We start from the raw sequence: 24306 nt of genomic DNA, 5'->3' as shown, positions 1-24306 counted from the left end.
CGTTTCGGGACGTTACCCCCTCATTCCACTCTTTGGAATATCAGTTCTCTATACAAAAGTTTTGTATATGCCTTGTTTCCTGCTTATGCAGTTATCAAGGAACGTGTCGCACCCATATCATAGCCGCTGCGCACCGCCCGCTTCTGCTCCTGTATCTTCATGGCGTCCAGGTCGGTGATCTTCCGCTTGACCATCTTGATGGCCTCGTTCTGGTTGATGCCCCGGATGTGCATGGTCACCATGATATTCCCGTCCGCCTCCATGAAGTCGGTGAGGATGCGGTCATGCATCTCCGGCGCCAGAATTTGCAGGAAGGACACCGCCCCGTACCGCTTGCCGATGCGGAAGGTGCGGGTCTCCCCGAAGTGGAAGGAGGACGGAGAAATGAAGTCCTTCACCGAAAGGCCGCTGGCCGGGAGCCAGTCCCATTCAAAGGGAAACTGCCCGCCCTCCGGGTGGAGGATGTTGTAAAGCAGCTCCAGCCGCTCCTTTCCGTCCAGCACATGAGCCGCCGCCCCCATGACCTTGAAGCGGTTGAGGGTGTCGGTCTCAATGCGGGCAAACCTCGCCCGGGCTGCGGGAAGGTTCTCCGCCTCGATGGTCAGGGTCACATACTTGGTTTTCACATAGCCGTTGTTGCCCCGTTTGTACTGCATCCGCAGGATGTCCACCGCCTCGTCCCGGATGGGGTCCAGATCGTTGCCCTGCCGGGCGATACCGAACATTTCATCGGCGGCGCTGCCTCCACTCCGGCTGTCCAAAGAGACCTGGACGCCGATGGAGGGGTCATAGCCGTTATAGAAGTCGCAGAGGCTTTCAAAGATGCTCCGCTGGTCCTCCGGCCCTGCCAGACGGTAATTCACATCCTCAAAGGCGATGGTCTTGGAGAAGGTCCCGCCCTCCAGCCTGCACAGGCCGTCGGGGAACATATTCTGAAACGGAATACTGTCCTGCACCGTATGGGCTTTTCCGTCGCCTTTAGCCTGCCGGATCACCGCCTCGATCTGCTTGCGCTCGGCACGAGTGAGCTTACGCTTTGCCGCTCTTTCTGCCTTTTCTCGCAATCCGCTTCACCTCCTGTTCCAGTTGGGATTGCCGCACCAGGGCGGAATAGAGATTGTTGGTCTGGTAGATGCGTACCTTCGGCCGGATGAACTTGTTCTGGATCAGATGGCCCAGAAACACTTCCAGCGGCTGCCCGTTCTTCTCGTACATGGCGAACAGGAAAAAGGGCAGCATCACCAGGATCATGCACAGCGCCGCCGTGGTGGTTCCCAGGCTCGCCTTGGCCAAAAAGAAAAGCGGCACGCCTACCAGCGCCGCCGCTCCGAAACAGATCACCTGTCGTTTGGTCAGCCCGAACAGGACCTTGCTCTGTATCCGGCTCAGGTCCTTCGGGATCGTTACATAAGCCATAGGTCACTCCTATAATTAAAAAAGGACACCTGACCGGTGTCCTAAAAGGATTTCACTTATCTTTCGTAATAATTGCTTGTAGTCCGAGTTCAGTAAGTGCAAAAGCCCATTCTTTGCAGGGATTAGCACATACATTAATTATTAGCCCTGCTGTTTCTAAATCATTGATGCACATTTGAAAGTATCTGCTATCAAAATTAGGGATGTTCAAATTCTCTAGAAGCTCAGTTGCGAGATAACACTGAGTTAGATTTTTGCTAAATGTATTGTTAGGTGTAATACACCCATGTGTCTTGGCGTGTTCATAGATACGATTCAAAAGGGCGAAATGAATTGGCTGAAGATTCTGAAGTTTGTATTCCAAAGATTTGCAAACAAATTCTGAAGGATCAAAGGAAATCAAGACAAATCACTCCTTTAAAGTTGTATATTGTTAGTCTATGCTTTTTAATTTTGTCAGTCAAGCTTTTAATGCGCGCCGAACAGGGATTTTGCAAGGCTGCCAGTCTTGAACAGGGTGTAGCACAGCAGAACCGTATAGCCCATGCAGCCCCAGATGGCCGCGGATATGTTGTCGCCAGATGTGGAGGTGCCCTCCACCAGCACCGCATAAATGCCCACGCAGATCATAATGAGGAAGGCCTGGAAGCCCAGGGCCAGCAGGGAGCGAAGGTAGTTCTGCCCCGTGGAGCCCCACTCCCGGTTGACCATCGTGGCAAGGGGGATGGGGCCTATTGAGGTGACCAAATACACCTCGATCATTCTGCCGTAGATCACCAGGAAGATGCAGATGGAAAGAATCTGCGTACACAGCCCCACGAACACGCTCTGGAACCACAGCCCCAGCAGGGCGCCCACGCTCCAGTCGGCAAGCTGGGTCTCCAGATCGCCCACCACGCCGGAAATGTCAATGCCCGCGTCTGAGATAAGGACCCCAGCCGACTGGCTGACCACATTCTGCGCCACATCAAACACCGCCATGACGATGTTCCAGGTGTTGGTGACGATTAGCACCGCGCAAAAAGTTTTGAAAATCCACTTGAAGAAAATCCAGGTGTCGAAGTCGTGGAGGTTGTTCTTCTCAATGATGAGCTGGATCAGTTCGTAGCACATGACGAAGGTGAGGATAATGCCCGCGATGGGGACGATCACCGTCTCCGAGAGATTGCGGATCATGTTGAAGATGCTGCTGTTCCAGGCGGCGGGCGTCATGCCGACCTCCCCGGCAATCTCGCCCACCTTTGTGTTCAGGGTATCAAACATTCCGGTCAGGTTTGAAATGATACCGTCAATGAGCAGTTCCTTGAACCACTCCTGGATCATATCCAATATCAAGGGAGATCACCTCCTTTGCGGGGGCTCCCGCTGCAAAGCGAAAGCCCCCGCCGGGTTTGGAGCAACATCAGGTGGTGGACAGCAGACCGGACAGCAGGGGGATCAGGGTGATGCCGATGAGGGCAACGCCGCCGCCCGCCATGAGCTGCTTGATGCCCTGGCTTTTGGAGGCAGGGTTGTCCTGGCCATAACCTTCCAGAAGGTTGATGCCGCCCCATACGCACAGGCCGCCGCCCAGGGCGATGACCAGAGTCTGCAAAACGTCGATAGCATTGGTAAAAAAGCTCATATTCACATTTCCTTTCGTTCAGTTGAATTGTTTGGTTGAAGATCGGTCGCTCTCAATTCGTACAGATCGAAAGGCTCGTCCGGCTTCACAATGGCCGGCCTGCGTTTCATGTACCGTTCAATGTCAAAGGTGTTTTTCTTGTCGGCGTCGGCAAGGTACTTGTAGCGGGGATGCTTCGTTATATCAAACTTGTCGCTGAAAAACGGCCGCACCCCTCGAAGCTGCAAGATACACTTGCCTCCGTCCATCACCGCGATCTCGTCCTGAGTCATCAGCTCCTTTCCTAATTTCTGATAGTTGAGGCCGTGGGAAACCTGGCTGCCCCGGTTTTCGGATTGATTGAAGCTGTCGATGGTCTCCTTGCCCAGCAGCTCCGAGATTTCTTTCAGGGTGGATTTCTCTTTGCCTCCCAAAAACAAGGTGGTGTCGCAGTTGCCCACAATGGTATCTGCGGCGTCCTTGTAGATGGTCTTTAACTGGCTTTGGGACTGCAAAATAATAGAAGCCGAGATTTCCCGGCTCCGGATGGTGGCAATCAGCTTGTCGAAGTTGGGTATCTGCCCGATGTTGGCAAACTCGTCCAGGAGGCACCGCACATGGACGGGCAGCCTGCCGCCGTACACGTCGTCGGCCTTGTCACAAAGGAGATTGAATAGCTGGCTTTGCAGCATGGCAATGACGAAGTTGAAAGTGGTGTCCGTGTCGCTCATAATGAGAAACAGCGCCGTTTTCCGGTCGCCCAGGGTATCCAGCTCCAGTTCGTCGTCGGACATGATTTCCCGTAGCTCCGCAATATCGAAGGGAGCAAGGCGGGCGCCGCAGCTAATCAGGATGGATTTCAGGGTCTTGCCGGCGGCCAGTTTGAATTTGCGGTACTGCTTCACGGCGAAGTGGTCCGGATGCTCCTTCTCCAGCTTGGCAAACAGCAGGTCAACGGGGCTTTGAAATTCCTCGTCGTCCTCTCTGGCCTCCGATGCGTTGATGAGCTCCAGCAGCGTGAGGAAGTTCTTTTCCTCCGGCTCCGCCTCATACCAGATGTACCCGATCAGGGCGCAGTACAAAAGCCGCTCGGCCTTGACCCAAAAATCCTCGGAGGATTTTTCTCCGTCGCCTTTGGTGTTGGCGATGATGACATTGACCAGTTTGAGGATGTCTTTCTCCGACCTGATGTAGGCGAAGGGGTTGTATTTCATGCTCTTTTTGAAGTTGATGGTGTTGAGAACCTTGATGCAGTACGGCTCATAGATGACCTTCCCGCGAGCGTCCCGCATGGTTTTTCCGTTCTCGTCCAGCTTGGGAGCACCCCGGCGCAGCATGGTTCCCACCTCGGACAAAAGCTGTCCTTTCGGGTTTTGTCAATAAGGATAGAGAAAAAAGTAAATTATTTTTATGAGGTTACAACATCGGATTGAATAAGGCGCAGTACCTTGTCGGTAAAGGTTTCCCGGCTGGTCTGGCTGAAATGGAAATAAATATCAAAGGTCGTACCGCCAACGGTCTTTACCATATCGGGTGGCGGTACGTCCGGGGCGGGTGAAGCGTTGCCGCCCGCCATCACGGGCAGGGGGATGGCCTTGCCCTCTCTGCTGGTGCTGTCGCTCCCCTCCGGGGCGGGGATGGTGCTGGTGATCGTCATGCTGGGGTCGTAGGTCATAGGCTCTCCTTTCATCATTCATCAAAGTTAATCCACGTGAGCGCCATTTTGCCGCCCACGTTGGAGCGGGGGAAGGGGAATGTATCAGTCCCCCTTTGAGGGCTGTCCGCAAGCCCCCTGATTGCAAGGCTTTTCAGCCTCTAGATGTCCACGCCTGCGGCGTTCCCGTTCGCTGGCAGCTTTCTTTCTCCGGCGCACATTGGCGGCGCACTCGTCACAGTATTTGCCCCGATTGGAGCGCGGCACGAACATCGTCCCGCACTCGGCACAGGGCCGCGCCCGTCCTCGGTGGAGCAATGCGGCACACAGCCCCTTGTCTGTTGGCAGGACGGCGGTGCGGAACCATTTGCAGACCAGGGAATAGCTGATACTCTGGACACAGATACAAGGTTCCCAGCCGTTATCAAGAGCAAGGCAATTGCCGCCGTCATAATTGCAGCAGTCATGCACCAGCCGCCGGACGGCCCGGTACTGCTGGTAGGTTAGTCGGGGAATGTCGCTCACCGCTCCACCTCCCGGCGCTTCTGCTGGGTTTGCTCCTGCTGGTGTATGGCAGCATCGGCGTTGCGCTTTACCTGTTGTAGCCGCCGTAAATCGTCCTGGATGGGCTTGTACTGCTCATACTCGGACTTGTACTCCTGTTGAAGCCTCGCCTGTTCCTGTTCCCACGCATGAACGGGGATTTTACCAGCAGGGGAACGGTGCTTGTCCAGTTTGCGGCGGGCCATGTGGAACGTCCGCAACTCGCCCTCATGCGCCCTCTCGAATTTTTCCCGCTTGCCCTTCCACTTGATACCCTTCCACTCGTCATAGATGGGCTTGGTGTCCCGGTAGAGGGCGGCGAGGCGAAGCAGTTCCTTCAACTCGTTCATACGGGCGGACTTGGCTTTCATGGACGTATTGACGGCCTCCGCCCGCTCACCCTGGGCGGCAATATGGGCCTCCAAATTTTCCAGAGTGACAATGCCTTTCTCGGTCAGAAAATTGACGGCCTCGGCAAAATCTTTGAGGTTCCCAATCCTGGCGTTGCGGCTCCATGCTCCGGTGTTCCGGCCCTCATAGTAGTCGGTCAGCAGGGCAACAAGGGTCGGGGCTTGGGGCTGGCTCAATTCTTCTTTTATGGCCTTTATCCAATCTGTCAGGCCGGCGATTTTCTTCCGAATATCCCGCAGAATGTTGTTGGCCTTTTTTATCCAGCGGTTCAGATCGCCCTTGTCGGTGGTGATGCCCTTGGCCTCCATCTGGCGGACGGCTACGCCCTCATGGATGGTAGGCAGCAGGTCAAGGCCCTGACGCTCATAGGAGCGGTGATCGACACGGCAGGTCAGGCCCTTTTCCTCAAACTTGGCATTGACCATAGCGGCCCACGCCTTCCGCCATTGTTCCAGCGTTTCCGGGCTTCCCCAGTCGGTGGTAGGAACAGCGTCAAAGAGGGGTTTGCCGTCCTCACCCATGATGCGGTTCCCATCCTCGTCCAGACGGTAGCGGCGACGCTGCTTGCACCCCCATTTGCCGTCTGGCTCAATGGGCCGGATGGGGCAGAGAACATGAAAGTGCGGGTTAGGAATACCGCCGTCCTCCTTGTCCGGCTGGTGGATGGCAAAGTCGGCAATCATGCCCCGGCCCACAAGCTGCTCCGAAACAAATTGCCTTGCAAGAGCGATGTTTTCCTCCAATGAAAACTCGTTCTGCAAGGCAATGTCAAAGCTATATGCAAGCTGGGCTTTCTTGCCGCGCTCGGCCTTCTCCACGGCGTTCCAGAGGGTGGCGCGGTCTTGGTACTGGTTGGGGGCCTGGGGCGGCAGGAGAATGTCTGTGCAGACCACGCCGCCCTTGTGGGTGTAGTCGCTGACCTCGCCATAGTATTCGCTATACAATTTCTCCCCGGCTCGGTAGGCGGCGGACGTGACAACAGACTGTCCCGCGCTCCGTTTGACCTGGGTAACGTGGAGATGGAACAGGGCCAATTATCCGCTTTCCTGCTGGTCAGTGGCTTGGCTCACCAGGGCGGCAACTTCCGGCAGGGAAAAGACCTTTTCCATCAAAAGAAAAAAGGCCCTTTCGCTCATGCCGCGCACCTCCGGGGCGATACTCTCCACCGCTCCGCCACGGGTGATAAGTCGGTGGTTTCGCTTCTTCCTTTCGCCTTGGGTGTAGTAGCGGATGCGGTTCTCATACCGCTGGCCTCTGTGCTGGTACTGCTCCAACTTAGCGGTGGCCTCAGCATACTCTTTCTCTAATTCTTCGCGTGACTTGTCCATCGTGTTTGACCTCCTTCTTGGCAAAACAAAAGACCGTCTACCTGCTGTGTCGGGTAAACGGTCAAGGGTAACGGTATTCGGTTTTAGCCTCGCTGGAAAGGTGCAGACGCAGAGCGGATGTACCTTTCCAGCGAGGGCGCAGGGATAGCCGCAAAGCGGCGCAAGGGGCGCAGCCCCTTGTACGGAGCGGAGCGACGCAAACGGCCCGGACTTTCGGAAGTCCGGGCCGTAGCCTCGCAGAGCGCACGATACATGGTCGCAGACCATGTATAGAAGTGCGCCCTTTGTTCCAAAGGGATTTTATAAGTCCATCATTGATGGGAGAATTTTGTTGAACATATGGCGCACCTTATCAATCCGGGTGTTTGGGCGGCGTGGCTGAAAAACTGGTTCGCCGCTGGCGATTTGATACCCCTTCAATTCTGTTAAACAAACGCTTCTCCCGTTTGTATAAAAGGTGAGGTCATTGCGGTACTCTTGCACACAGCGGGCAGGGATTTCGCCAGTAAAAATCACCTCGCTGTTTTTAACCTGGGTCGTTTCAATACTCGCGCAATATTTTGGTGCGTCATGATAAGCTCTGGAGAGATATTCCTGCGGCGCATAGAGTGTAAAAGAAAGATATGGTTCCAATAGCTGCGTCCCCGCCTTTTTCAACACCTGCTCCAATACAATAGGTGCCAATGACCGAAAGTCTGCGGGAGTGCTGACCGGACTATAATAAAGCCCATACTCAAAACAGATTTTACAGTCCGTTACCTTCCATCCATACACGCCTTGTTCCAGACCGTAGCGGATACCATCCAATACAGCGTTTTGAAAACTCTGATTCAAGTACCCAACGGAAACTTTGCTCTCATACTGCACTCCGGTGCCAAGGGGGAGAGGGGTGACGGACAGCCCGATGGACGCCCAGAATGGATTGGGCGGCACTTCGATATGAATGGTGTGACTTACCGCTTTCAATGGCCTCTCCATATAGATGACGGTAGGTTCTTTTGCAGTTGTGTTGAGCTGATATTTTTCCACCAGAAGATCAGAGATAATTTCCAATTGTACCCGGCCCAAAAAGGAGAGAATGATCTCATGGGTCACAGCGTCTACTTCATAGCGCAGAAGCGGGTCGGTATCCGCAATTTCTGTCAAGGCGTTTAACAAGCGTTCCCTCTGTTCTGGTTTCTCTGGTGCAATTGTTGTCCGCAGCAAAGGGAGAGGATTGTCGCTCCACGTTTCACGGGGCAGCAGCAGTTTGTTTCCCAGCACATCATTCAGCCGCAAACTGTCGCAGGGTACAATGACGATCTCGCCCGCATGGGCAATCTCTGTTCGGACAATCTCACCCTTTGAGGGGATACGCATTTCCGTAATTTTCAGTTTTTCTTTCCCTGCCAAGGCTACGGAATCCCGCAAATGAAGCGTACCGCTATACAACCGCAGATAGGCAAGGCGTTGGCTCTGGTTTGCGTACTCAACTTTGAACACAGTTCCGCACAATTCAGAGCTGTTCTGCCCGGTGGGTGATTGGAATGTATCTGTGACCGCTTCAATGAGTTGTCGGATTCCCAAGTTTACCTTGGCACTGCCATGATAGACCGGAAACAGAGAGACGCTTTGGATTCTCCTGTTTTCCTCCCGCAGAAGTTCTTCTTTGTCCATTGGTTCTCCGGCAATATATTTCTCCAACAATTCATCACAGTCCGCAATCACGGTATCCCAATTCTCCAGCCCCATGTTTTCCATGATGGATATATCCGGGGAAAGCTGCACGTTCTGCTTAATAATCATATTTGCGGAGAGCTTATCTCGGATAGACTGATACACACCTGGCAGGTCAATCCCGTCCTGGTCGATTTTGTTAATAAAGATAACAGTTGGGATTTTCATTACTTGCAGAGCATGAAACAGAATACGGGTCTGCGCCTGAACGCCGTCTTTTGCAGAAACAACCAAAATCGCTCCGTCAAGAATGGCAAGGGAGCGATAGACCTCCGCTAAGAAATCCATATGCCCAGGAGTATCCACAATGTTGACCTTACAATCGTGCCACTGAAAGGAAGTGACCGCCGTTTGAATGGTGATTCCACGCTGCCGCTCTAAAAACATGGTGTCCGTTCTCGTTGTTCCCTGATCCACACTGCCGGGCGCCTCGATTGCTCCGCTGGTATATAACAGGCTCTCCGTCAAGGTCGTCTTACCTGCGTCTACATGAGCAAGAATGCCAATATTGATGATTTTCATATGATTGTCCTCCATACAAGGCCCAGAAGGGCGCAAAAATCCCCAGCGACAAATACTTTTACCGCTGGGGATGATAGGTAGGACACACATGAAAACTGCGGCCAAGGCTGGCCGTTGTCTATCACGATATGAAATGAAAAGGCAAAAGTATTCTTAAATTGGGTACAAAAACCAAGCCCTCTCCTTGAGGACGTTTGTCTTTGTTCCCATTATCAAATTTTATTTAAGAATACCTTGCCGCATATTGATAAACTCCTTTGCTTGGATTTTTATAGTATAGCATATCAAATTCCCAAAAGCAACCCTGTTAAGATAAATTTTTTCTGTCACTGCACCTCCATATCTCTCTCGTGTATACGCCATACGCAACTCTTTTCAAAAAAGAAGTGGACGCGCTGGCAAAGCTGTGGTAGAATGAAACGAAAGAAGGTGAGGATGGTGGAGCTCAAAACGACAATCGCCCAGGGACTGCACGTCACAGATGACAGCGCGGGTTATGATGCCGCCTGTAAGCGTGTCCTGTCTGAAAAGGCAATCCTGGCGCGGATTATGAAGTCCTGCCTGGAAGAATACAAGGATTGCGATGTCAATGATATTGCCGAGAAGTACATTGAGGGCCAACCCGAGGTGTCCGCCGTCCCGGTGCTGCCGGACGAGGGTGGCACAGTCATCAGCGGCATGGACACCGAGGACAAATCGGTGCGCGAGGGGACAGTCACCTATGACATTCGCTTCCGCGCCATCGTTCCCGACTCCGAGGAACAAATTGCCCTCATCATCAACGTGGAGGCCCAGAACGATTTTTACCCCGGCTATCCGCTGATAAAGCGGGGCATATACTATTGCAGCCGAATGATTTCTTCCCAGTATGGCAGGGAGTTCACTGGCTCCCATTATAAAAAAATCAAGAAGGTCTATTCCATCTGGATTTGCATGAAACCGCCGCAGTATCGAGAGAACACCATTACCCGGTATCGGCTGGTGGAAGAATATCTGGTCGGCGAGGGCAAAGAACCCATCAGGAATTATGATTTGCTGTCCATCATCATGCTGTGCCTTGGCGGGCCGGATGGGTCAAATTATGACGGCGTATTGCGGATGCTGGATGTGCTTCTCTCCAACGAAACCAGCGAGGCGGAAAAGCGGAAAATTTTGCAGGACGATTACGACATTCAAATGACGCAGACAATGGAAAGGGAGGTGTCGGTCATGTGTAATTTGAGCAAGGGCGTTGAGGAAAAAGGCGTTGCTAAAGGTATCTTGTCCTCTATCAAAAACCTCATGGAAACGATGGGGCTGACCATTGAACAGGCTATGGCGGCGCTGAAAGTCCCGGAGGGCGAACGTCAGAAATATATGGATTTGCTGGAACGGCAGTAATGACAAAAACGCCACGGACTATCGTTGTCCCTGGCGTTTTCTGTATCTACGTTAACTGACTTGAGCAGCTTCGGCTTCTGCCTGTTTCTTCCTGTGGTAGTTCTCCCGCCTCGCGGCAAGCATACGTTCATACCGGGCCTGGGCTTCGGGATCTCCGGTGGCAGCGTCCGCATACATTTTCTGACGGGACTTCTTTACCGCTTCTGACTGTTGCGCTCTCTGCTGCGCCAACTCTGCCGCCGCTACCGGGTCGGTTTCGGCGCGGGCTTTCAAATCCTGCAAAGCCGCCTTTTTCCGATTGTGATGGGCTTCCAGCCGTTCTGCTTCTTCCAGGGTGAGAGGCAAACCTGCCTCGGCACATCTGGCAAGTTCTTTCAACGTCCGCTGTTGGGGCTTCGGGGGCTGTGCGGACTTCTGCCTGTCACGCCACGCTTTGTGCTGCTCGGCTTTCTTCTGGCGGTGCGCCGCAAGCCGCTCCGCTTCCTCCGGGGTGAGATCGGCTCCATCCAGCTTGGCGAGTTCCTTCAGTGAGCGTTTGCGAGGCTTCTCTGGCTGACTGGCCTTTTTCTTGTCGCGTTGCTTCTGCTGATAGGCCCGATTGCGCTCTAACCGCCGTTCTTCCTCCGCCTGTTCCTCCGGGGTCAACAGGCCCGCCCGCTTCCTCGCGGTAAACTCCCGGCGCTCCTGCTTGTACCTCTCATACCGAACCTGGGCAAGCGCCTGGGAGCGTTCCTCTTTCTCTGCCTGTTCCTCCTGCTGGCGGCGTTCTTCCTCCTGCTCCATCGGGGTCACAATGTCGGCGGGAACCTCAAACGCGCCAATGAAATTGAAATAGAAATCTAACCGCTGACGGCGCTGCTTTCCCCGTCCGTTGCCCTCATGGACAACGATTTTCTCGATAAACTCATTGAGCATGGGCGTAGTCAGTTCCGAAAAATCGGTGTACCGCTTGGCAAGGTCGATAAACTCCGTCATTCTCACCCGGTCGGCGTTCCAGTTGTCCAGCAAGCCCTGCCACTCCGTCATGGAGGCTTCCAGCGCGGCCTGTTCCTCGTCATACTCGGCAAGGAGACGGCTGAAATGCTTATCCGGCAGCTTGCCCGTGGCGTTGGCCTCGTACAGCTTCTTCACCAGTCCGTCCAGTTCGGCGTGGCGCTTCTTCGCCTGGACAATCTGTTTCCGGCAATCCTTGACTGCTTCCTCCTGGCGCAGACTGGATGCCTCTCGAACCCGCTGAACAAACTCCTGCTCGTTGTTGCGGACATACCAGCTTATCCGCTGGATGGCGGAGAGGATCGCCGCTTCCAGCTTTTGCGTGGCAACATAGTGAATGGTGCAATCCTCCATAGGTGCCCGGTATCTGGAACAGGTGAAAGCATCGTCAATGTACTTGCCTTGGACAAGACTGTTGTGGTGGGTCAGCTTTGCGCCGCAGTCGGCACAGTAGAGCAGTCCGGTTAAACGGTTAGGGGCATTACTCCGCTTGGGTGTCCGGCGCTTGGTTTCCCGCAAACGCTGAACATTGTGCCACGTTTCTTCGTCAATGATGGCGGGGACGGCTCCCTCAAATACAAATTGTTCCTCTGGCATTGTCCTGCGGGTGCTTTTAGTCTTGTAGTTCTCACAGACAGTCTTGCCCAGCACCTTGCGCCCCAGGTACTCCGGCCTTTTAAGAACATAACCCAGGGTGGTGGCAGACCATGCGTAGGGGTCGCGGTAGCTGTTGGCTCGAACAGGACAGCCGATACGCTTCCAGTGTTCGGAAGGGATGGGGATTTGCTCGGCCCGCAGCGTTCGGGCGATGCCGTTGACGCTCTGACCGTCCATGACCATCTGAAAGATGCGGCGCACAACGGCGGCAGCTTCCTCGTCGATCACCCACTCGCCCTTTTCTTCTTTTGAAGCGAGATAGCCATAGGGGACGGCCCCCGAACAGCGCAGGCCCTTTTCCATTCTGGACTTGAAAACGGTCTTGATTTTGCGGCTGGTGTCAGCAACGTACCACTCATTTATCACATCCCGGAAGATGGACATAATATCAAATCCATTGGCGGTGTCCAGGTTGTCATTGGCGGCGATAAAGCGGACGTTGTACTCGTCAAAGGTGCGTTTGAGCAAGCCGACCTCCACCACGTCACGGCCTATTCTGCTCTGGTCTTTGACAATGACGGTAGCCACATTTCCGGCCCGTATCTCGTCCACCATAGCGTCCAGGCCGGGCCGCTTGAAGGTCGTTCCCCGCACCCCGTCATCGGTGAAGTGGCGGACATTAGTGAAGCCATTTTTTCGGGCGTAGTCCTCCAGGATGCGCTTTTGATTTTCTACGGACACGCTCTCGTCAGACCGCCCATCGTCGTGAGATAACCTTTCGTACAATGCTGTGATTTTACCCTTTTGCTCCTGCTTTCTCATGTGTGTAACCTCCTGTTTTGTATTTTCACGACCTTTCTATCCTTATTATAGTGACCCTTTGGGATCGGTGACCACATAGGAACTGTGCATCTGCATGAGGGAGGGCTTGACGAAGAATCTGGTCTTGCCGCTGCCGCTGCCGCCGATGACCAGAATGTTTTTGTTCCGGGCGTACTTGGGATTTTTCGGGCGGCTGGACATGGTGAGCTTTTCTGTCTGGGTCAGCGGGATGTTCCAGTCGGGAACCGGATCGACATAGGGGGCAATATCCGCCGCTGTGCCCCATCGGGCGGAGCCGTATTCCTCGTCCCGCCTGTATTTCTTTGCGTTCTTGCTTTTGAAGTAGATCAGCAGGCGAAACGCCACCGCCCCCACAAGGCCCACCAGCCAGTCAAAGGAATCAAGCCCCGGAGCAAAGTCAGCAAAGGCCGGGCCGATGCTCCGGCCCAGCCCCAGCAGCTTTTCCCCAAACCCGGCCCCTGCCGCCAGACGGTAGGCCGTCCCTAGCTTCAGACAGGCCCAGCCGATGAACAGATAGGGAATGTTGGGGAGAATGTACTTTCGGATTTTATCTGTCGGCATGAACCACCTCCTGTCGTCGGTGCAAAGTCCGCTCTGCTCCTTCGGCGGCCCTGCCGCCGAAATCCGCCCGCTCCCTTGCACCTCCTCTCCCCTCAAAGTCCTGCGACTTTGCGGGGGTCCCATATTCTTTGGGACGGGGCCGCTCTTGGGCAAGCTGCTCCGACGCCCGTTTGAGCTGATCCCGGATGGGGATGCGCCGGGATTTGGATTTGTTCAGTACCTTCCGGGAGTATTCAGAAAAACAGGCGGTCATGGCGTCGGCCTGCCCAGCCTTGAAGAACAGCAGATATTTGTCCGGCCCGGTTTTGTAAAAGGCGTAGTCTACATTCCATTTCCGGGCCACCCGGTCAAACAGCTTGGTATCGCCGGACAGCTCAATGCTGGATGCCGATGCGCCGTGGGCCATGAGCTTTTTCACGCTCTGCTTGCCGTGGGGCGTCTGCTTGGCCCGGTGGTGCTTGGCAATTTTCCGGCCCACACCTCGCACGACATAGGCAAGGCCCCGGGCGGTCAGCTTGGACGCCTTCACGGAAACGGCAATCGTGCGCCGGGAAATATCTTCATCTACCAGTCAAACCACCCCTTTCTTTGGGACAAATTGTCCCGAAGTGTTGTTATCGCTCCGGTACCTCCTTTCTCGGGTGTAGCCGTTCTCCCTCCAGCGAGGAACGGTCTATGACCTCTTTGTAAGCGGCCATCTGCTCCCGGATGTTGAGCTTGGGCATGGAAAAAACTTTATGCTCGTCGGGAATGTCCTCCAGCCCGGAATAGTGTTCAATAAAACTACTATTGTTATTGAACACATAGCCTCCGGGGGCGAAATGTCCACCCTCGTTGATACGGACATCCCGTCCGTATGCCTCATAGTCAATGTAGTCGATCAGATGCTCGGGGATCTGGAGGGCCTCAAAGTCCTCGATATACATCCGCCCCAGCTCCTCCTCGTTGGAGATGCCGGAATAGAACTCAAAACAATCCAGATTTTGCGCCAGATTGATCAGTTCTTTCACGCTGCCGGTGTATTCGCCGCTGTCAATGACCGCTTCAAACTTCTCCAGATCGCTTTGATCCAGCTCGGAGATCACGCAGGCCAGATGGTTGAGCTCGTCGATGTTCTCATATTCGCCCAAGTGGTCGTACAGCCCCAGCACATCCCCGTCGAAGTCGGTGATAAATATCTCCTCATACCGCACCCCGTCAATGCCGATGCGCTTCAAGAGGGCCTGCACCTCCTCGGGTGTCGTGGGGAATTTCAGATATTCGCCTACCAGCTCACCTTTGTTGTACTTCCCCAAGTTGGTGATATAGGCTTCAAACAATGTCATGCAACACCTCCCAGCACTTCATATATCCCTGTCATGATGTACTCGGCGCAGGGCAGAGCGATTGCGTTCCCCAAGGCTTTATACCGCTGGGCCGATCTTATTTCTTCACCTCCGATGCCGTACTTTGTCCATCCCTCCGGCAACCCCATCATGCGCTCACTCTCCAACTCTGTGGGGAAGCGGATACAGCCGCCCTCAGGATCGTCCTCATACCAAAAGGCAAATGGAGAGACCGCTCCCGCTAATAAAGTGGGAAAAGGGTCAGTTGGAAATCCGAAACTGTTTTGGAATGCCGTTTGTTCTCCCTGCTTGGCAGCTCCCCGCATACGGAATCCTTGAAAGGGTCGGACGATAGGTACACGCCCCCTTGCTTCAAGAAAAGCGCCTCGATCTCCCTCGGAGGCGAACATCCGGCGCGTTCCGCCAGACGCAGGAAGTGGCTGCATTGTACGGGGCTTAAACAGTATTTCGGGAGCACGTCTCCCTCCAAAATCTGCCACGAGAAAGATGCGCTGCCGTCGTGCCAGCCGGGGGCTTGCCCAATATTGGGCGTCCATGAGCCGCCATGCGATGTCGGGGCATCCCCCTCGCACCATTCCGGCGTTTGCCCATCTTCCCGAAGGAGGCATTGAAATTTCGGTGTCTGCAAAAGCGGATAGTACGGCTCTAAAATCCATCCTGTCATTTGAAGAAAACGCTCCCATGACGTTTTCCCAAACAGCGATAATTGGATATACACCTTTGGTCGCATCCCTCATTTCTTGGATGATCCTGATGGCATGAAAAAACAGATTGGATTTTGCCCCGGCAAGGCCGGTGCGGTTTCCAATCTGTGAAAGGTTCTGACAAGGGGAGCCGAAGGTCAATACATGGACAGACGGGATTGCTCCTCCATGTAGTTTTGTGATGTCCCCTAAATGCTTCACACCGGGGAAATGGCGCTTGGTGATAGAGATGGGAGCGGCCTCGATCTCGCTTGCCCATACCGGCACGATCCCACAGCGGGCCGCAGCCAAAGGGAATACGCCGATCCCATCAAACAAGCTCCCTAATGTGATTTCCGGCACCTTAGCGCCGCCCCTGTCCTTTGACGGTGAGGATGCCATCCAGCGTTGTGGCGGTGATCCCCAGCCGCTGGGCCACGGCGATGTCATTTTTCATGGCCTCGGTGACGGTATGGCCGCACACCACCAGCACATGGGAGCGCCGCAGCAGGTCACGGCTCATGTCGATGCCGTTCTTGTGCTCCTCGGGAACGGCGTCGTTGAGGAACAAGGGCAGAAACAGCGTGGGGCAGATGGGCGAAAAGCCCGCCTCGTACACCGCCCGGCAGTACCGGGCCGCCTGTTCCGTGTTTTTGTAGTCATCGCCGCACCACGCGGCGGTGATATACGCAAGGGGTCTTTTCATAGAAATCCTCCGTTTCATTGTGTTCACCCCTATCCCCCCTCTCCCATCCATGGGAAAGGGGGCGGGGGGATCAAGCACCAGAGCCTTGAACGAGGAGGCGAAAAAGACCTCGGGACAAATTGTCCCAAGGTCAGTTACTTCTCCATATCCTTTTTCTTGTCGGGCTTGCCCAGCTCGGGGGGCTGCTTCTCCTTCCACTCGTCCAGCAGGGCCAGAATGGTGTCCTTCATCTCCCGGGGCGTCTTGTCCTTTCCAAAATACTTTTCCAGTTCGGCGCTGTTGATGATCACCTTGTCAACCTCCTTTTTCTGTTCGCTCAGAATACCGTCGATCACATTGCCGTTCAGCTTGCCCTCCTTATCCAGCTCCCGCATCTTCTGGGCTTGGGAGAGGGACGGAGAGGACGCCTGCCCCTCAATGGCGACAGCGATATACTTCTGGTGCTTGGGGCGGATAAACGAAACCTCCACGGCAGGGGTAAAGGCGAGCTGCTTCTCGTCCACCATCTTTTGCAGATCGGGGACAAGCTCGGTCAGGCGGATATACCGCTGTACCTGCTTGTAGTTCATTCCGTTGCGATCTCCCACGACCTGCGTAGAGCGTTTTCCGGCGCTCTTATCGTCCTCACCTGGCCGGGCTCCTTGGTGCTTGATGGCCTCCACCTGCTGTTTCAGCGCAGCGGCCTTTTCCGTGGGCAAAATTCTCTCCCGGTGCCGCAGGTTGTCGTCCGTCATGGTGAGGATGGCCTCGTCATCGGTCATGTTGCGGACGATACAGGGCATATTGACAAACCCGGCCAGTTCGCTGGCCCGCTGGCGGCGGTGTCCGGCGATGATCTCATATCCTCCGCCCTCACGGGGCCGCACCAGCGCAGGCTGATTGACCCCAGCAGCCTTGACCGACTCCACCAGTCCCTGCATTTCCGCATCGTCCCGGACGCCAAAAGGATGATTTTTGAACGGGTGCAGCTCGGCAAGATTGAGATACACGATCTCCTCTTTCACGCCACGGGTAGCGTCCCGAGGGGCGGGCGGCTGCTCGGTTGCAGCCGGGGCCTCCACCTTGGCGGGAGCACCTTTCCCGGCAGACGGTTTGCTTTGGGACATTTTGTCCCGAGGTTGCGGCTTGGCCTTGTCAGGGGCCGCCTTATCCGCCTTGGGTGGGCGGCCCCTGCGGGGCTTAGCTGCATCCTTCACTTTGTCCGCCTGCTTGCCCTTATCCGGGGCCGCCACCTTTTCCGGGGGCTTGCTTTTCGCCGCTCCTTCCCGGGCAGCGGTAAAATCCACCACCTTTCCAGCGGGGGCAGGATCACCCATGCCAGGGATCGTGGTCTGCTTCTCCTCCTTACCCGGCTGCGGCGTACCCTCCTCAGACGGAGCAGGAGCATCCTTGGTTTTTGGGGCCTTCGTCTTGGCCGGGGCGGGCTGATCCTGCGCCGGAGAATCGACTTTGACAGGCTCCACCTTTCCCAGCTTGGAGGGCTCGTCTACCTTCCCAGCCTCGGGAATATTCTTTTTATCGTCAACCACCTAAAAACCTCCTTCATTATAAAATACAAAAAGCCAGCCCGATGGCTGGCCTGTGGGGGAGCCCCCCTCCTTTCTTATTGGGATATATGAAAACGCCGCCCGTAGTCCCGGTGGGCGCTTTTACTTGTATTCGCTATTACACACATTGAATTTTGAACCATTTTGAAGTAAAATGTTTGCAAATAAATAAATAAAGTTTAAAATACTGTGGTGAAAACGATGACGCTTCAAAGCAGCTATATCTTTTTAAAAAAAGAATGTGCGAGTAAAAAAGACCATGTAGATAGTGCGGGAAATAAAATTCTTGTTATCGAGGTTGGACACAGAATTCATAATTACATTATGAAACTATTTCCCGGCGCATCTAGCGAAAAAATCACCGACGAGCTGTTCAAAAACAAAATTACTTATGTGATGCAAGTTAGAGATGATTTTTATCATGTAAGTTTCGATATTAGTGAAGTTATTGACACTACCTATTTGAATGTTTTTGTGGAAGGAAAGAGCAAAGTTAAAATTATTGGCTGCTTGGAACAAATTCAAGATAAACTCCTTTCTTTACCAGAATTAAACGAAAGGTATATCACTATTATTTCTTATGACGCAATTTCAGAATATTATTGCAATAAAATCATTCCAAAACTCAACTCACTTGAGAGAAATCTAAGAAAACTTCTATTTAACATCTATATTGTTAATTTTGGAAGAAACTATTATCAGGCTACTACGGGTGAGGAATTTCAGGCAAAGATAAAAAGAGTAATCCAAGCCAGTGGAAACAAAGAAAAGAAAGAAGAAGAACGTTTAAAACAGTTCTTCTATTCTCTCGAGTTTAATGATATTCAAACATTGTTATTTACGCCTAGTTGGACTCCTTTTGATGAGGAAACTAAGAAGAAGTTTCTTGATGAGCACCAAGATTTATCAAAACTGTCCGATGATCAACTACGCAAGGCATTTTCGGAGTTCTCAATTAAAAGCGATTGGGAGAGATTTTTTAGCAGCAAAGTTGATATAGACGAAATCGAAGAAATAATAGAAAACATCAGAAAATATAGAAACAAAATTGCGCATTTCAAATTTTTCTCGAAATCAGAATATACCCACTGTGAGAAAATAATGAGAGGGCTGAACAAAGCTATTATTAAGGCTATTCAAATTACCGAAGAAAAAGATTTCGCTAGTAAGAACTATGAATACATGAGTGAAGCGCTGGCAGAACCGTTAATGAGAATGGCAGAGCTAACACAAGCTATTTCCGCCTCTTTATCTCCTGCAATAAATGCATTGAAACAGATCAGTGATGGGATTAACAATGTAATGCAAACTGTTAATTTTTCTGCGCTTTCTGGAACAATGACAACATTCTTAGCATCTTTAGTAGCATCTGATCCACAAGATGACCAACTCGAATCTGCACACCAGGAAGATAGCAAAGATAGTGAGGATAATGTTGACGAACCATCTGAGAATGAGGAAAATGAGTAAATGCATTGAAAAAGGCAGTCAAATGGTTGTCTCCTCAAAGGCTTTCTCTTTCCTTTCTGCATTAACAAATAAGAGTAGATATGGCATAATTTTTTAGTATTGTTTGAATAATGTAATCCGCCATCACACGAAAGGTAGTTAGGTAGTGTAATCGTTCAAAATTTAGGATAAGAACCTTGCTCGATGCTTGCAAACCATTGATATTACTGAGTTTTCACAGATTCTTTAATGACACTCCGACCACGTCGGAGCAAGCTTTGTATCGCTTGCTCCGATTTTTTTCAAAAGTCAGAGCGCGCTCACGCCGCTGCTCCTCCTTTCCAAATCACAACCGCTTACGCTGGGTTGTGATTTGGGGCCGCCCTGGGGGCGGCGTTTTTCGTTTCTGACAGAAATATCGGTTTTAACCGTCCCTTCCAAATAATGATAATCCGAACTACATGATCCAAGTGGGTAGTGTGTTCGGATTTATCATTTCTATTGAGAACATTCTATGATGGACAAGGGCGGGGGCTAAGTTCCCGCCCTTGTATTTTTTCATTGTTCAATTATAATAGGGTGCAGAAATTGTCTGGTACGCATTAGGCGGTGAAGACGAATTCGACAAGTTAAAAGATATATGATTCTATACAGGAGGCAAAATGATTATTTGGATAAATGGCGCTTTTGGTTCAGGAAAAACACAAGCAGCATATGGATTGCAGCGCAGGATTCCAAATTCATATGTTTACGATCCGTAAAATGTAGGATTTTTTATTCGTAAAAATATTCCTCCATCAATCAACAAAGATGATTTCCAAGACTACCCTATGTGGCGTAAGTTTAACTATGATATGCTGGATTACATTTCTGAACACTGTTCTGGCCATGTAATCGTCCCTATGACGATAACAGATAAGCAATACTATGACGAGATCATTGGCACCCTATCAAAAAAATATGAAGTAAAACATATTATTTTATATGCCAAAAAGGAAACTCTTTTGCAGCGGCTTGCATCCAGACTTGAAGGAAAACAATCTTGGGCAGCTCAACAGATTGACAGATGTATCAAATCATTTTCTGAGGATATAACCGAATATAAAATCTACACTGATGATTTGAATATTGATCAGGTTATTGAACAGATTGCCGCGGTAAGCACTGTAACTTTATCTGAGGATAGCCGAAACAACCTTCGCAAACGCTTTGACAGGTTCATAGTCCAGTGCAAACATATTCGTAATTGAGGTTGAACCGGTCAATTACAGTTTGTTGTGCAGATTTATCAGCGCCTTATTGGTATAATGTGCTCTTGCAAGCAAAGGCGGGAGCATCGTTTAAGATGTTCCCGCCGTATGTTATACCTGTTTCTACTGTTCGGTCTGCTGCTGCGCTTTCCACTCGACAGACTTCAGCCGTGCTTACTTACTCTCAAAAAACTTATATCTCTGGGAACAGCGGGAATCCTCTCCTAAAAGAGCCATTTCCCTGGTGGAAATACAGAAGGGAGGCCCCATGGTCAGTGGGAAAGGTCAGGCAAACCAATCAGTCCATAGGCGGATTTCGCCGTCTGGACAGCTCGAAGGATCGCCATCTCCATGGCCTGAGCGGCCAGAGCGCCCACCAGATTGACGTCACCCGGAACAGAGCCCACGGAGAGAGCATAGATGCTGTCTCCGTCAGCGGTGGTGTGAACCGGGCGAATGGCCCTGGCATAGCCGTTGTGGGCCATACCGGCAATCTTGGTCAGAGGGGTTTTGGAAAATTGTGCGTTGGTGACGATAATGCCTAACGTAGTATTGCCAGTAAACAGATTCCCGGTTGGAGAAGCATCGGAAAACAGCTCATCCAAGGTGCAGGACAGCCCTGATTTCTTCTTATCAAGCAGCCCAGCGACCACTTTTCCGTCGGGGGCATACACATCACCCAGCGCATTCACCGCCACCAGGGCGCCTACCTTAACAGGGCCGGCCTGAAGGGCAAAGGTGCCGAAACCTGATTTCATCGCCCTGTCCATTCCACGGTACTTTCCAATGGAGCAGCCGGTGCCGGCACCCACATTCCCAAGGGCGGGGGCGGACCGGCTGGCGTTCTCACAGGCCTGATAGGCCATGTCCGCAGTGGGCCGCACCTCCTTGCTGCCAACACCCAGGTCAAACAGGCAAGACTGACTTACCAGGGGGACTTTGGCCACCCCTGTGTCAAAGCCGATGCCTCGCTCCTCCAGATACCGCTGGACTCCGCCGGCGGCATCCAGACCAAAGGCGCTGCCACCGGACAGCAGTACCGCGTTGATCCCCTCGGCGGCAGCCACAGGATTCAATATTTGGGACTCGCGGGAGGCCGGGCCGCCGCCCCGGACATCCAGTCCGGCGGGGCTCATCCGGTCACAGAGGATGACAGTGCATCCAGTGGCTCCCTCCAAATCTTGGGCGTGACCGACCTGAAAGCCGCCCACATCCATAATCCCGATCTCTTGCATGACCTCTCCCCCTTCACTGTTTCAGCACGACGCGCAGAGCCTTACAGACAGAGCCACTGATGACGCAGCCCAGCGCGGCTTCGATCAGGGCCTGGACCCCCACGTAGGCGGCCACAAATAGCAGGATGTTATCCTGGAACTTAGCCATCAGCTCCTCGCCCAGAAGCGCTTGGAGGGTGGGGGCGTTCAAAAAGATCAGGACCAGCACCGTCATGTAGAAAAGGGTGTTCAGCAGCGGAGCCGCAATGCCGCCGATGTAATAGGAAATCGTGTTTCCCCGGTCCAGTCTGCTGGCGGCCCGGTATACCCAGCCCACGCAGATACCCATCAGGATGCGAGGAATGATAGTATTGATGAAGCTGAGAACTACCACTATACCGCCGGTGTAGCCCGCAAGGAACAGGGTGCTGAACCCAGTTTTGATGGCGGTATAGAAGCTGATACAGCCCATCACACCGCCCAGAACTCCCCCAGCTAAAGGCCCAAGCATCATCGCGCCCACAGCCACTGGTACAGTCATGATCGACGCGTACTGTCCAGGTAGAGGGATCATCGCCAGTCCTGTAATGTTCATCATCAGCAGGATCCCGACGAGCAGGGCCAATTCGATCAGGTACGTGAGATTGGTTTTTGCCTTTTCCATATTCAGTTCCTCCTGCTGCCGCTCCGCCATATTGCGGATGCAGCGCAATTTTTTGGGCGTTCTTCATATCAAGAAGAACGCTGGAATGCCAAGGGCAGTATACCCTACTTTGTACTCTTTTGCAAGAGGCGAGGGACCTTTTTACGATTTACTCTTGCGGGAAGGGACGCGGCATGATAGGATATTTGAGAGAGAAAAATAAGGAGGCATTTGCCAATGAAACAGGATATGATCGTCATTCTGGATCTGGGCAGTGAGGAAAATCCTAGACTGGCCCGTGAAATCCGTGCCCTTGGCGTGTACAGTGAGATACACCCCCACGACATCACGCTGGCCGAGCTGAGAGCCCTGCCCAATGTCAAGGGTATCATCCTGAACGGGGGCCCCAACCGGGTGGTGGATGGTGTGGAGATTGACGTGTCCCAGGACATCTACAACTGCGATATCCCTGCGTTGCTGGTAGACCACAAGGGAGATGCCCCTTGGCCGGAGAATGCAGAAGAACGCAAGCAGGCTCTGTCCAACTTTATTTTTACCATCTGTGGGGCAGAAGCCAACTGGAATATGGAGAACTTTATTGCCGACCAGGTGGAGCTCATCCGCCAGCAGGTGGGCGGTAAAAAGGTGCTGCTGGCCCTGTCCGGAGGAGTGGACTCCTCTGTGGTGGCCGCTCTGCTCATTAAGGCCATCGGCAAACAGCTCACCTGTGTGCATGTGAACCACGGCCTGCTGCGTAAGGGGGAGCCCGAACAGGTGGTCAAGGTCTTCCGTGAGGAGCTGGGCGCCAATCTGGTCTACGTGGACGCGGTGGACCGTTTCCTGGACAAGCTGGCCGGGGTAGCTGATCCGGAACAGAAGCGTAAGATCATTGGAGCGGAGTTCATCCGCGTCTTTGAGGAGGAGGCCCGAAAGCTGGAGGGTATCCAATTCCTGGGTCAGGGGACCATCTACCCTGATATCATCGAGAGCGGAACCAAAACCGTCAAGGCGGTCAAGAGCCACCACAACGTGGGTGGTCTGCCGGAGGATCTGAACTTTGCGCTGGTAGAGCCGCTAAAGATGCTGTTCAAGGATGAGGTGCGGGCCTGTGGTAAGGCTCTGGGCCTACCCGATTCCATGGTGTACCGCCAGCCCTTCCCCGGTCCTGGCCTGGGAGTGCGCTGCCTGGGCGCGATTACTCGAGATCGCCTGGAGGCTGTCCGGGAGTCGGATGCCATTCTTCGGGAGGAGTTCGCCAAAAACGGCTTGGAGGGGAAGGTGTGGCAGTATTTTACCGCCATTCCCGACCTGAGGAGCGTGGGCGTCCGGGAGAACAAGCGGGCCGACGAGTGGTGCGTCATTATCCGGGCTGTCAATACCGTGGACGCCATGACCGCCACAGTGGAGAATGTGCCCTTCGACTTGCTCCAGCATATCACAGCCCGCATTACCAGCGAGGTAAAGGGAGTCAATCGAGTGCTGTTTGACCTGACACCAAAGCCTACTGGCACCATAGAGTGGGAATGATTTCAGAGGTCCAAAAAGCCCGATATGACTGGGTTTTGAGGGATTAAGGCCTTCTGTGGCAACGATTTGGTACCAATGGTTTATGGTTGAAAAAACAGGGTGCCCGTCTGACGGTTGAAATCAGAGGGGCACCCTGTTTTCTCTATTTCTGAGAGTTTGTCCCTCCTCACCTCTTGGAATCTGCCCTGGCGGAGCTGGGAATGGACACTACTATCGACCATGTAACGGACTTCACGCAAATCGCCGCCTATGGGGTTATGACGACCCCGGCGCTGGTGGTGGATGGCAAGGCGATAAAAAATATCAAATTATATCATGCTTTCTAACTTTCTTTTTTAATAGAAAAAGCCTGTGACAAAAGTCACAGGCTCTAT

Annotated in this window: 22 protein-coding genes and 3 pseudogenes; 5 read left to right on the top strand and 20 right to left on the bottom strand. The window is 53.0% G+C overall.

Translation table 11 applies throughout. The features are described from left to right. Positions 1-83: 83 nt before the first annotated feature. From H8S11_RS10525 to tet, 11 genes and pseudogenes are all read right to left on the bottom strand, one after another. The gene (locus tag H8S11_RS10525) at positions 84-1064 is read right to left on the bottom strand and encodes a hypothetical protein (RefSeq protein ID WP_243201026.1); all 981 of its coding nucleotides are present in this window, start codon (positions 1062-1064) and stop codon (positions 84-86) included. Then, on the bottom strand, positions 1030-1416 hold the full coding sequence (locus H8S11_RS10520) for a PrgI family protein (protein ID WP_186853107.1): 387 nt from the start codon (positions 1414-1416) through the stop codon (positions 1030-1032). The genes H8S11_RS10525 and H8S11_RS10520 overlap by 35 nt, the downstream gene beginning before the upstream one ends. Positions 1417-1468: 52 nt before the next feature. Beyond that, the gene (locus tag H8S11_RS10515; RefSeq protein ID WP_186853106.1) at positions 1469-1819 is read right to left on the bottom strand and encodes a hypothetical protein; all 351 of its coding nucleotides are present in this window, start codon (positions 1817-1819) and stop codon (positions 1469-1471) included. Between the two features lie 65 nt (positions 1820-1884). Further along, positions 1885-2751 carry a VirB6/TrbL-like conjugal transfer protein, CD1112 family gene (locus H8S11_RS10510; protein ID WP_243201025.1) on the bottom strand — a complete coding sequence of 289 codons (867 nt, stop codon included), beginning with the start codon at positions 2749-2751 and terminating at the stop codon, positions 1885-1887. Between the two features lie 67 nt (positions 2752-2818). After that, entirely contained in the window at positions 2819-3040 is a 222-nt protein-coding gene (locus H8S11_RS10505; protein WP_087374121.1) for a Maff2 family mobile element protein, read from the bottom strand. A 2-nt stretch (positions 3041-3042) separates the two neighbouring features. Continuing rightward, positions 3043-4392, bottom strand: a pseudogene (locus H8S11_RS10500) (VirD4-like conjugal transfer protein, CD1115 family); the annotation flags it as partial. A gap of 35 nt (positions 4393-4427) precedes the next feature. Next, positions 4428-4712, bottom strand: a complete 285-nt coding sequence (locus H8S11_RS13975; protein ID WP_021631988.1) for a transposon-encoded TnpW family protein — start codon at positions 4710-4712, stop codon at positions 4428-4430. Between the two features lie 66 nt (positions 4713-4778). After that, positions 4779-5198 carry a cysteine-rich VLP domain-containing protein gene (locus tag H8S11_RS10490; RefSeq protein WP_186853105.1) on the bottom strand — a complete coding sequence of 140 codons (420 nt, stop codon included), beginning with the start codon at positions 5196-5198 and terminating at the stop codon, positions 4779-4781. Then, complete coding sequence (gene mobQ, locus H8S11_RS10485) at positions 5195-6661, bottom strand: MobQ family relaxase (RefSeq protein WP_186853104.1); 1467 nt, start codon at positions 6659-6661, stop codon at positions 5195-5197. The genes H8S11_RS10490 and mobQ overlap by 4 nt, the downstream gene beginning before the upstream one ends. Next, entirely contained in the window at positions 6662-6955 is a 294-nt protein-coding gene (locus H8S11_RS10480) for a DUF3847 domain-containing protein (RefSeq protein ID WP_021631985.1), read from the bottom strand. Positions 6956-7255: 300 nt separating this feature from the next. Beyond that, the gene (tet, locus tag H8S11_RS10475) at positions 7256-9193 is read right to left on the bottom strand and encodes a TetM/TetW/TetO/TetS family tetracycline resistance ribosomal protection protein (RefSeq protein WP_035300359.1); all 1938 of its coding nucleotides are present in this window, start codon (positions 9191-9193) and stop codon (positions 7256-7258) included. Positions 9194-9607: 414 nt separating this feature from the next. Here tet and H8S11_RS10470 point away from each other — a divergent pair, with 414 nt between their 5' ends. After that, positions 9608-10573, top strand: a complete 966-nt coding sequence (locus tag H8S11_RS10470; protein WP_243201024.1) for a PD-(D/E)XK nuclease family transposase — start codon at positions 9608-9610, stop codon at positions 10571-10573. 51 nt (positions 10574-10624) lie between these two features. On the opposite strand, the gene H8S11_RS10465 is transcribed toward H8S11_RS10470, so the two are convergent. From H8S11_RS10465 to H8S11_RS10435, 7 genes and pseudogenes are all read right to left on the bottom strand, one after another. Continuing rightward, positions 10625-12985 carry a recombinase family protein gene (locus tag H8S11_RS10465; protein WP_186853103.1) on the bottom strand — a complete coding sequence of 787 codons (2361 nt, stop codon included), beginning with the start codon at positions 12983-12985 and terminating at the stop codon, positions 10625-10627. A gap of 48 nt (positions 12986-13033) precedes the next feature. Further along, positions 13034-13567 (bottom strand): annotated as a pseudogene (locus H8S11_RS10460) (type IV secretory system conjugative DNA transfer family protein); the annotation flags it as partial. After that, the gene (locus H8S11_RS10455) at positions 13554-14096 is read right to left on the bottom strand and encodes a PcfB family protein (RefSeq protein WP_186853102.1); all 543 of its coding nucleotides are present in this window, start codon (positions 14094-14096) and stop codon (positions 13554-13556) included. The pseudogene H8S11_RS10460 and the gene H8S11_RS10455, both read right to left, overlap by 14 nt. Before the next feature lie 85 nt (positions 14097-14181). Beyond that, positions 14182-14892: an antirestriction protein ArdA gene (locus H8S11_RS10450; protein ID WP_186853101.1), complete on the bottom strand. Its 711-nt coding sequence runs from the start codon at positions 14890-14892 to the stop codon at positions 14182-14184. After that, the gene (locus H8S11_RS10445; RefSeq protein ID WP_186853100.1) at positions 14889-15959 is read right to left on the bottom strand and encodes a DNA cytosine methyltransferase; all 1071 of its coding nucleotides are present in this window, start codon (positions 15957-15959) and stop codon (positions 14889-14891) included. Before H8S11_RS10445 ends, H8S11_RS10450 begins: the two co-directional genes overlap by 4 nt. Position 15960: 1 nt before the next feature. Continuing rightward, the gene (locus H8S11_RS10440) at positions 15961-16302 is read right to left on the bottom strand and encodes a DUF7768 domain-containing protein (RefSeq protein ID WP_186853099.1); all 342 of its coding nucleotides are present in this window, start codon (positions 16300-16302) and stop codon (positions 15961-15963) included. Between the two features lie 134 nt (positions 16303-16436). Beyond that, the gene (locus H8S11_RS10435; protein ID WP_186853098.1) at positions 16437-17831 is read right to left on the bottom strand and encodes a ParB/RepB/Spo0J family partition protein; all 1395 of its coding nucleotides are present in this window, start codon (positions 17829-17831) and stop codon (positions 16437-16439) included. A gap of 210 nt (positions 17832-18041) precedes the next feature. Between H8S11_RS10435 and H8S11_RS10430 the strand changes: the two genes are divergently transcribed. Beyond that, positions 18042-19319 carry a hypothetical protein gene (locus tag H8S11_RS10430; protein ID WP_186853097.1) on the top strand — a complete coding sequence of 426 codons (1278 nt, stop codon included), beginning with the start codon at positions 18042-18044 and terminating at the stop codon, positions 19317-19319. An 809-nt stretch (positions 19320-20128) separates the two neighbouring features. Continuing rightward, positions 20129-20548: a tunicamycin resistance protein gene (locus H8S11_RS10425; protein ID WP_243201023.1), complete on the top strand. Its 420-nt coding sequence runs from the start codon at positions 20129-20131 to the stop codon at positions 20546-20548. A gap of 272 nt (positions 20549-20820) precedes the next feature. On the opposite strand, the gene H8S11_RS10420 is transcribed toward H8S11_RS10425, so the two are convergent. Beyond that, positions 20821-21783, bottom strand: coding sequence for a P1 family peptidase (locus H8S11_RS10420; protein ID WP_186853096.1), 963 nt, complete (start codon positions 21781-21783; stop codon positions 20821-20823). A gap of 13 nt (positions 21784-21796) precedes the next feature. Beyond that, positions 21797-22426 carry an ECF transporter S component gene (locus H8S11_RS10415; RefSeq protein WP_186853095.1) on the bottom strand — a complete coding sequence of 210 codons (630 nt, stop codon included), beginning with the start codon at positions 22424-22426 and terminating at the stop codon, positions 21797-21799. 216 nt (positions 22427-22642) lie between these two features. Between H8S11_RS10415 and guaA the strand changes: the two genes are divergently transcribed. Further along, the gene (gene guaA / locus H8S11_RS10410; RefSeq protein ID WP_186853094.1) at positions 22643-23932 is read left to right on the top strand and encodes a glutamine-hydrolyzing GMP synthase; all 1290 of its coding nucleotides are present in this window, start codon (positions 22643-22645) and stop codon (positions 23930-23932) included. A gap of 176 nt (positions 23933-24108) precedes the next feature. Beyond that, positions 24109-24258 (top strand): annotated as a pseudogene (locus H8S11_RS13970) (thioredoxin family protein); the annotation flags it as partial. Positions 24259-24306: the final 48 nt, after the last annotated feature.

This window comes from Flintibacter hominis, from assembly GCF_014287965.1.
Lineage (GTDB): Bacteria > Bacillota > Clostridia > Oscillospirales > Oscillospiraceae > Lawsonibacter > Lawsonibacter aceti.
This window is presented reverse-complemented; position numbering and strand designations above follow the sequence as displayed.

Coding starts and splice junctions, on each gene's coding strand:
- H8S11_RS10520 (WP_186853107.1), bottom strand. CDS start 1,416: ATGGCTTATGTAACGATCCCGAAGGACCTGAGCCGGATACAGAGCAAG.
- H8S11_RS10505 (WP_087374121.1), bottom strand. CDS start 3,040: ATGAGCTTTTTTACCAATGCTATCGACGTTTTGCAGACTCTGGTCATC.
- H8S11_RS13975 (WP_021631988.1), bottom strand. CDS start 4,712: ATGATGAAAGGAGAGCCTATGACCTACGACCCCAGCATGACGATCACC.
- H8S11_RS10480 (WP_021631985.1), bottom strand. CDS start 6,955: ATGGACAAGTCACGCGAAGAATTAGAGAAAGAGTATGCTGAGGCCACC.
- tet (WP_035300359.1), bottom strand. CDS start 9,193: ATGAAAATCATCAATATTGGCATTCTTGCTCATGTAGACGCAGGTAAG.
- H8S11_RS10470 (WP_243201024.1), top strand. CDS start 9,608: ATGAAACGAAAGAAGGTGAGGATGGTGGAGCTCAAAACGACAATCGCC.
- H8S11_RS10465 (WP_186853103.1), bottom strand. CDS start 12,985: ATGAGAAAGCAGGAGCAAAAGGGTAAAATCACAGCATTGTACGAAAGG.
- H8S11_RS10450 (WP_186853101.1), bottom strand. CDS start 14,892: ATGACATTGTTTGAAGCCTATATCACCAACTTGGGGAAGTACAACAAA.
- H8S11_RS10440 (WP_186853099.1), bottom strand. CDS start 16,302: ATGAAAAGACCCCTTGCGTATATCACCGCCGCGTGGTGCGGCGATGAC.
- H8S11_RS10425 (WP_243201023.1), top strand. CDS start 20,129: ATGTGGCGTAAGTTTAACTATGATATGCTGGATTACATTTCTGAACAC.
- H8S11_RS10420 (WP_186853096.1), bottom strand. CDS start 21,783: ATGCAAGAGATCGGGATTATGGATGTGGGCGGCTTTCAGGTCGGTCAC.
- H8S11_RS10415 (WP_186853095.1), bottom strand. CDS start 22,426: ATGGAAAAGGCAAAAACCAATCTCACGTACCTGATCGAATTGGCCCTG.
- guaA (WP_186853094.1), top strand. CDS start 22,643: ATGAAACAGGATATGATCGTCATTCTGGATCTGGGCAGTGAGGAAAAT.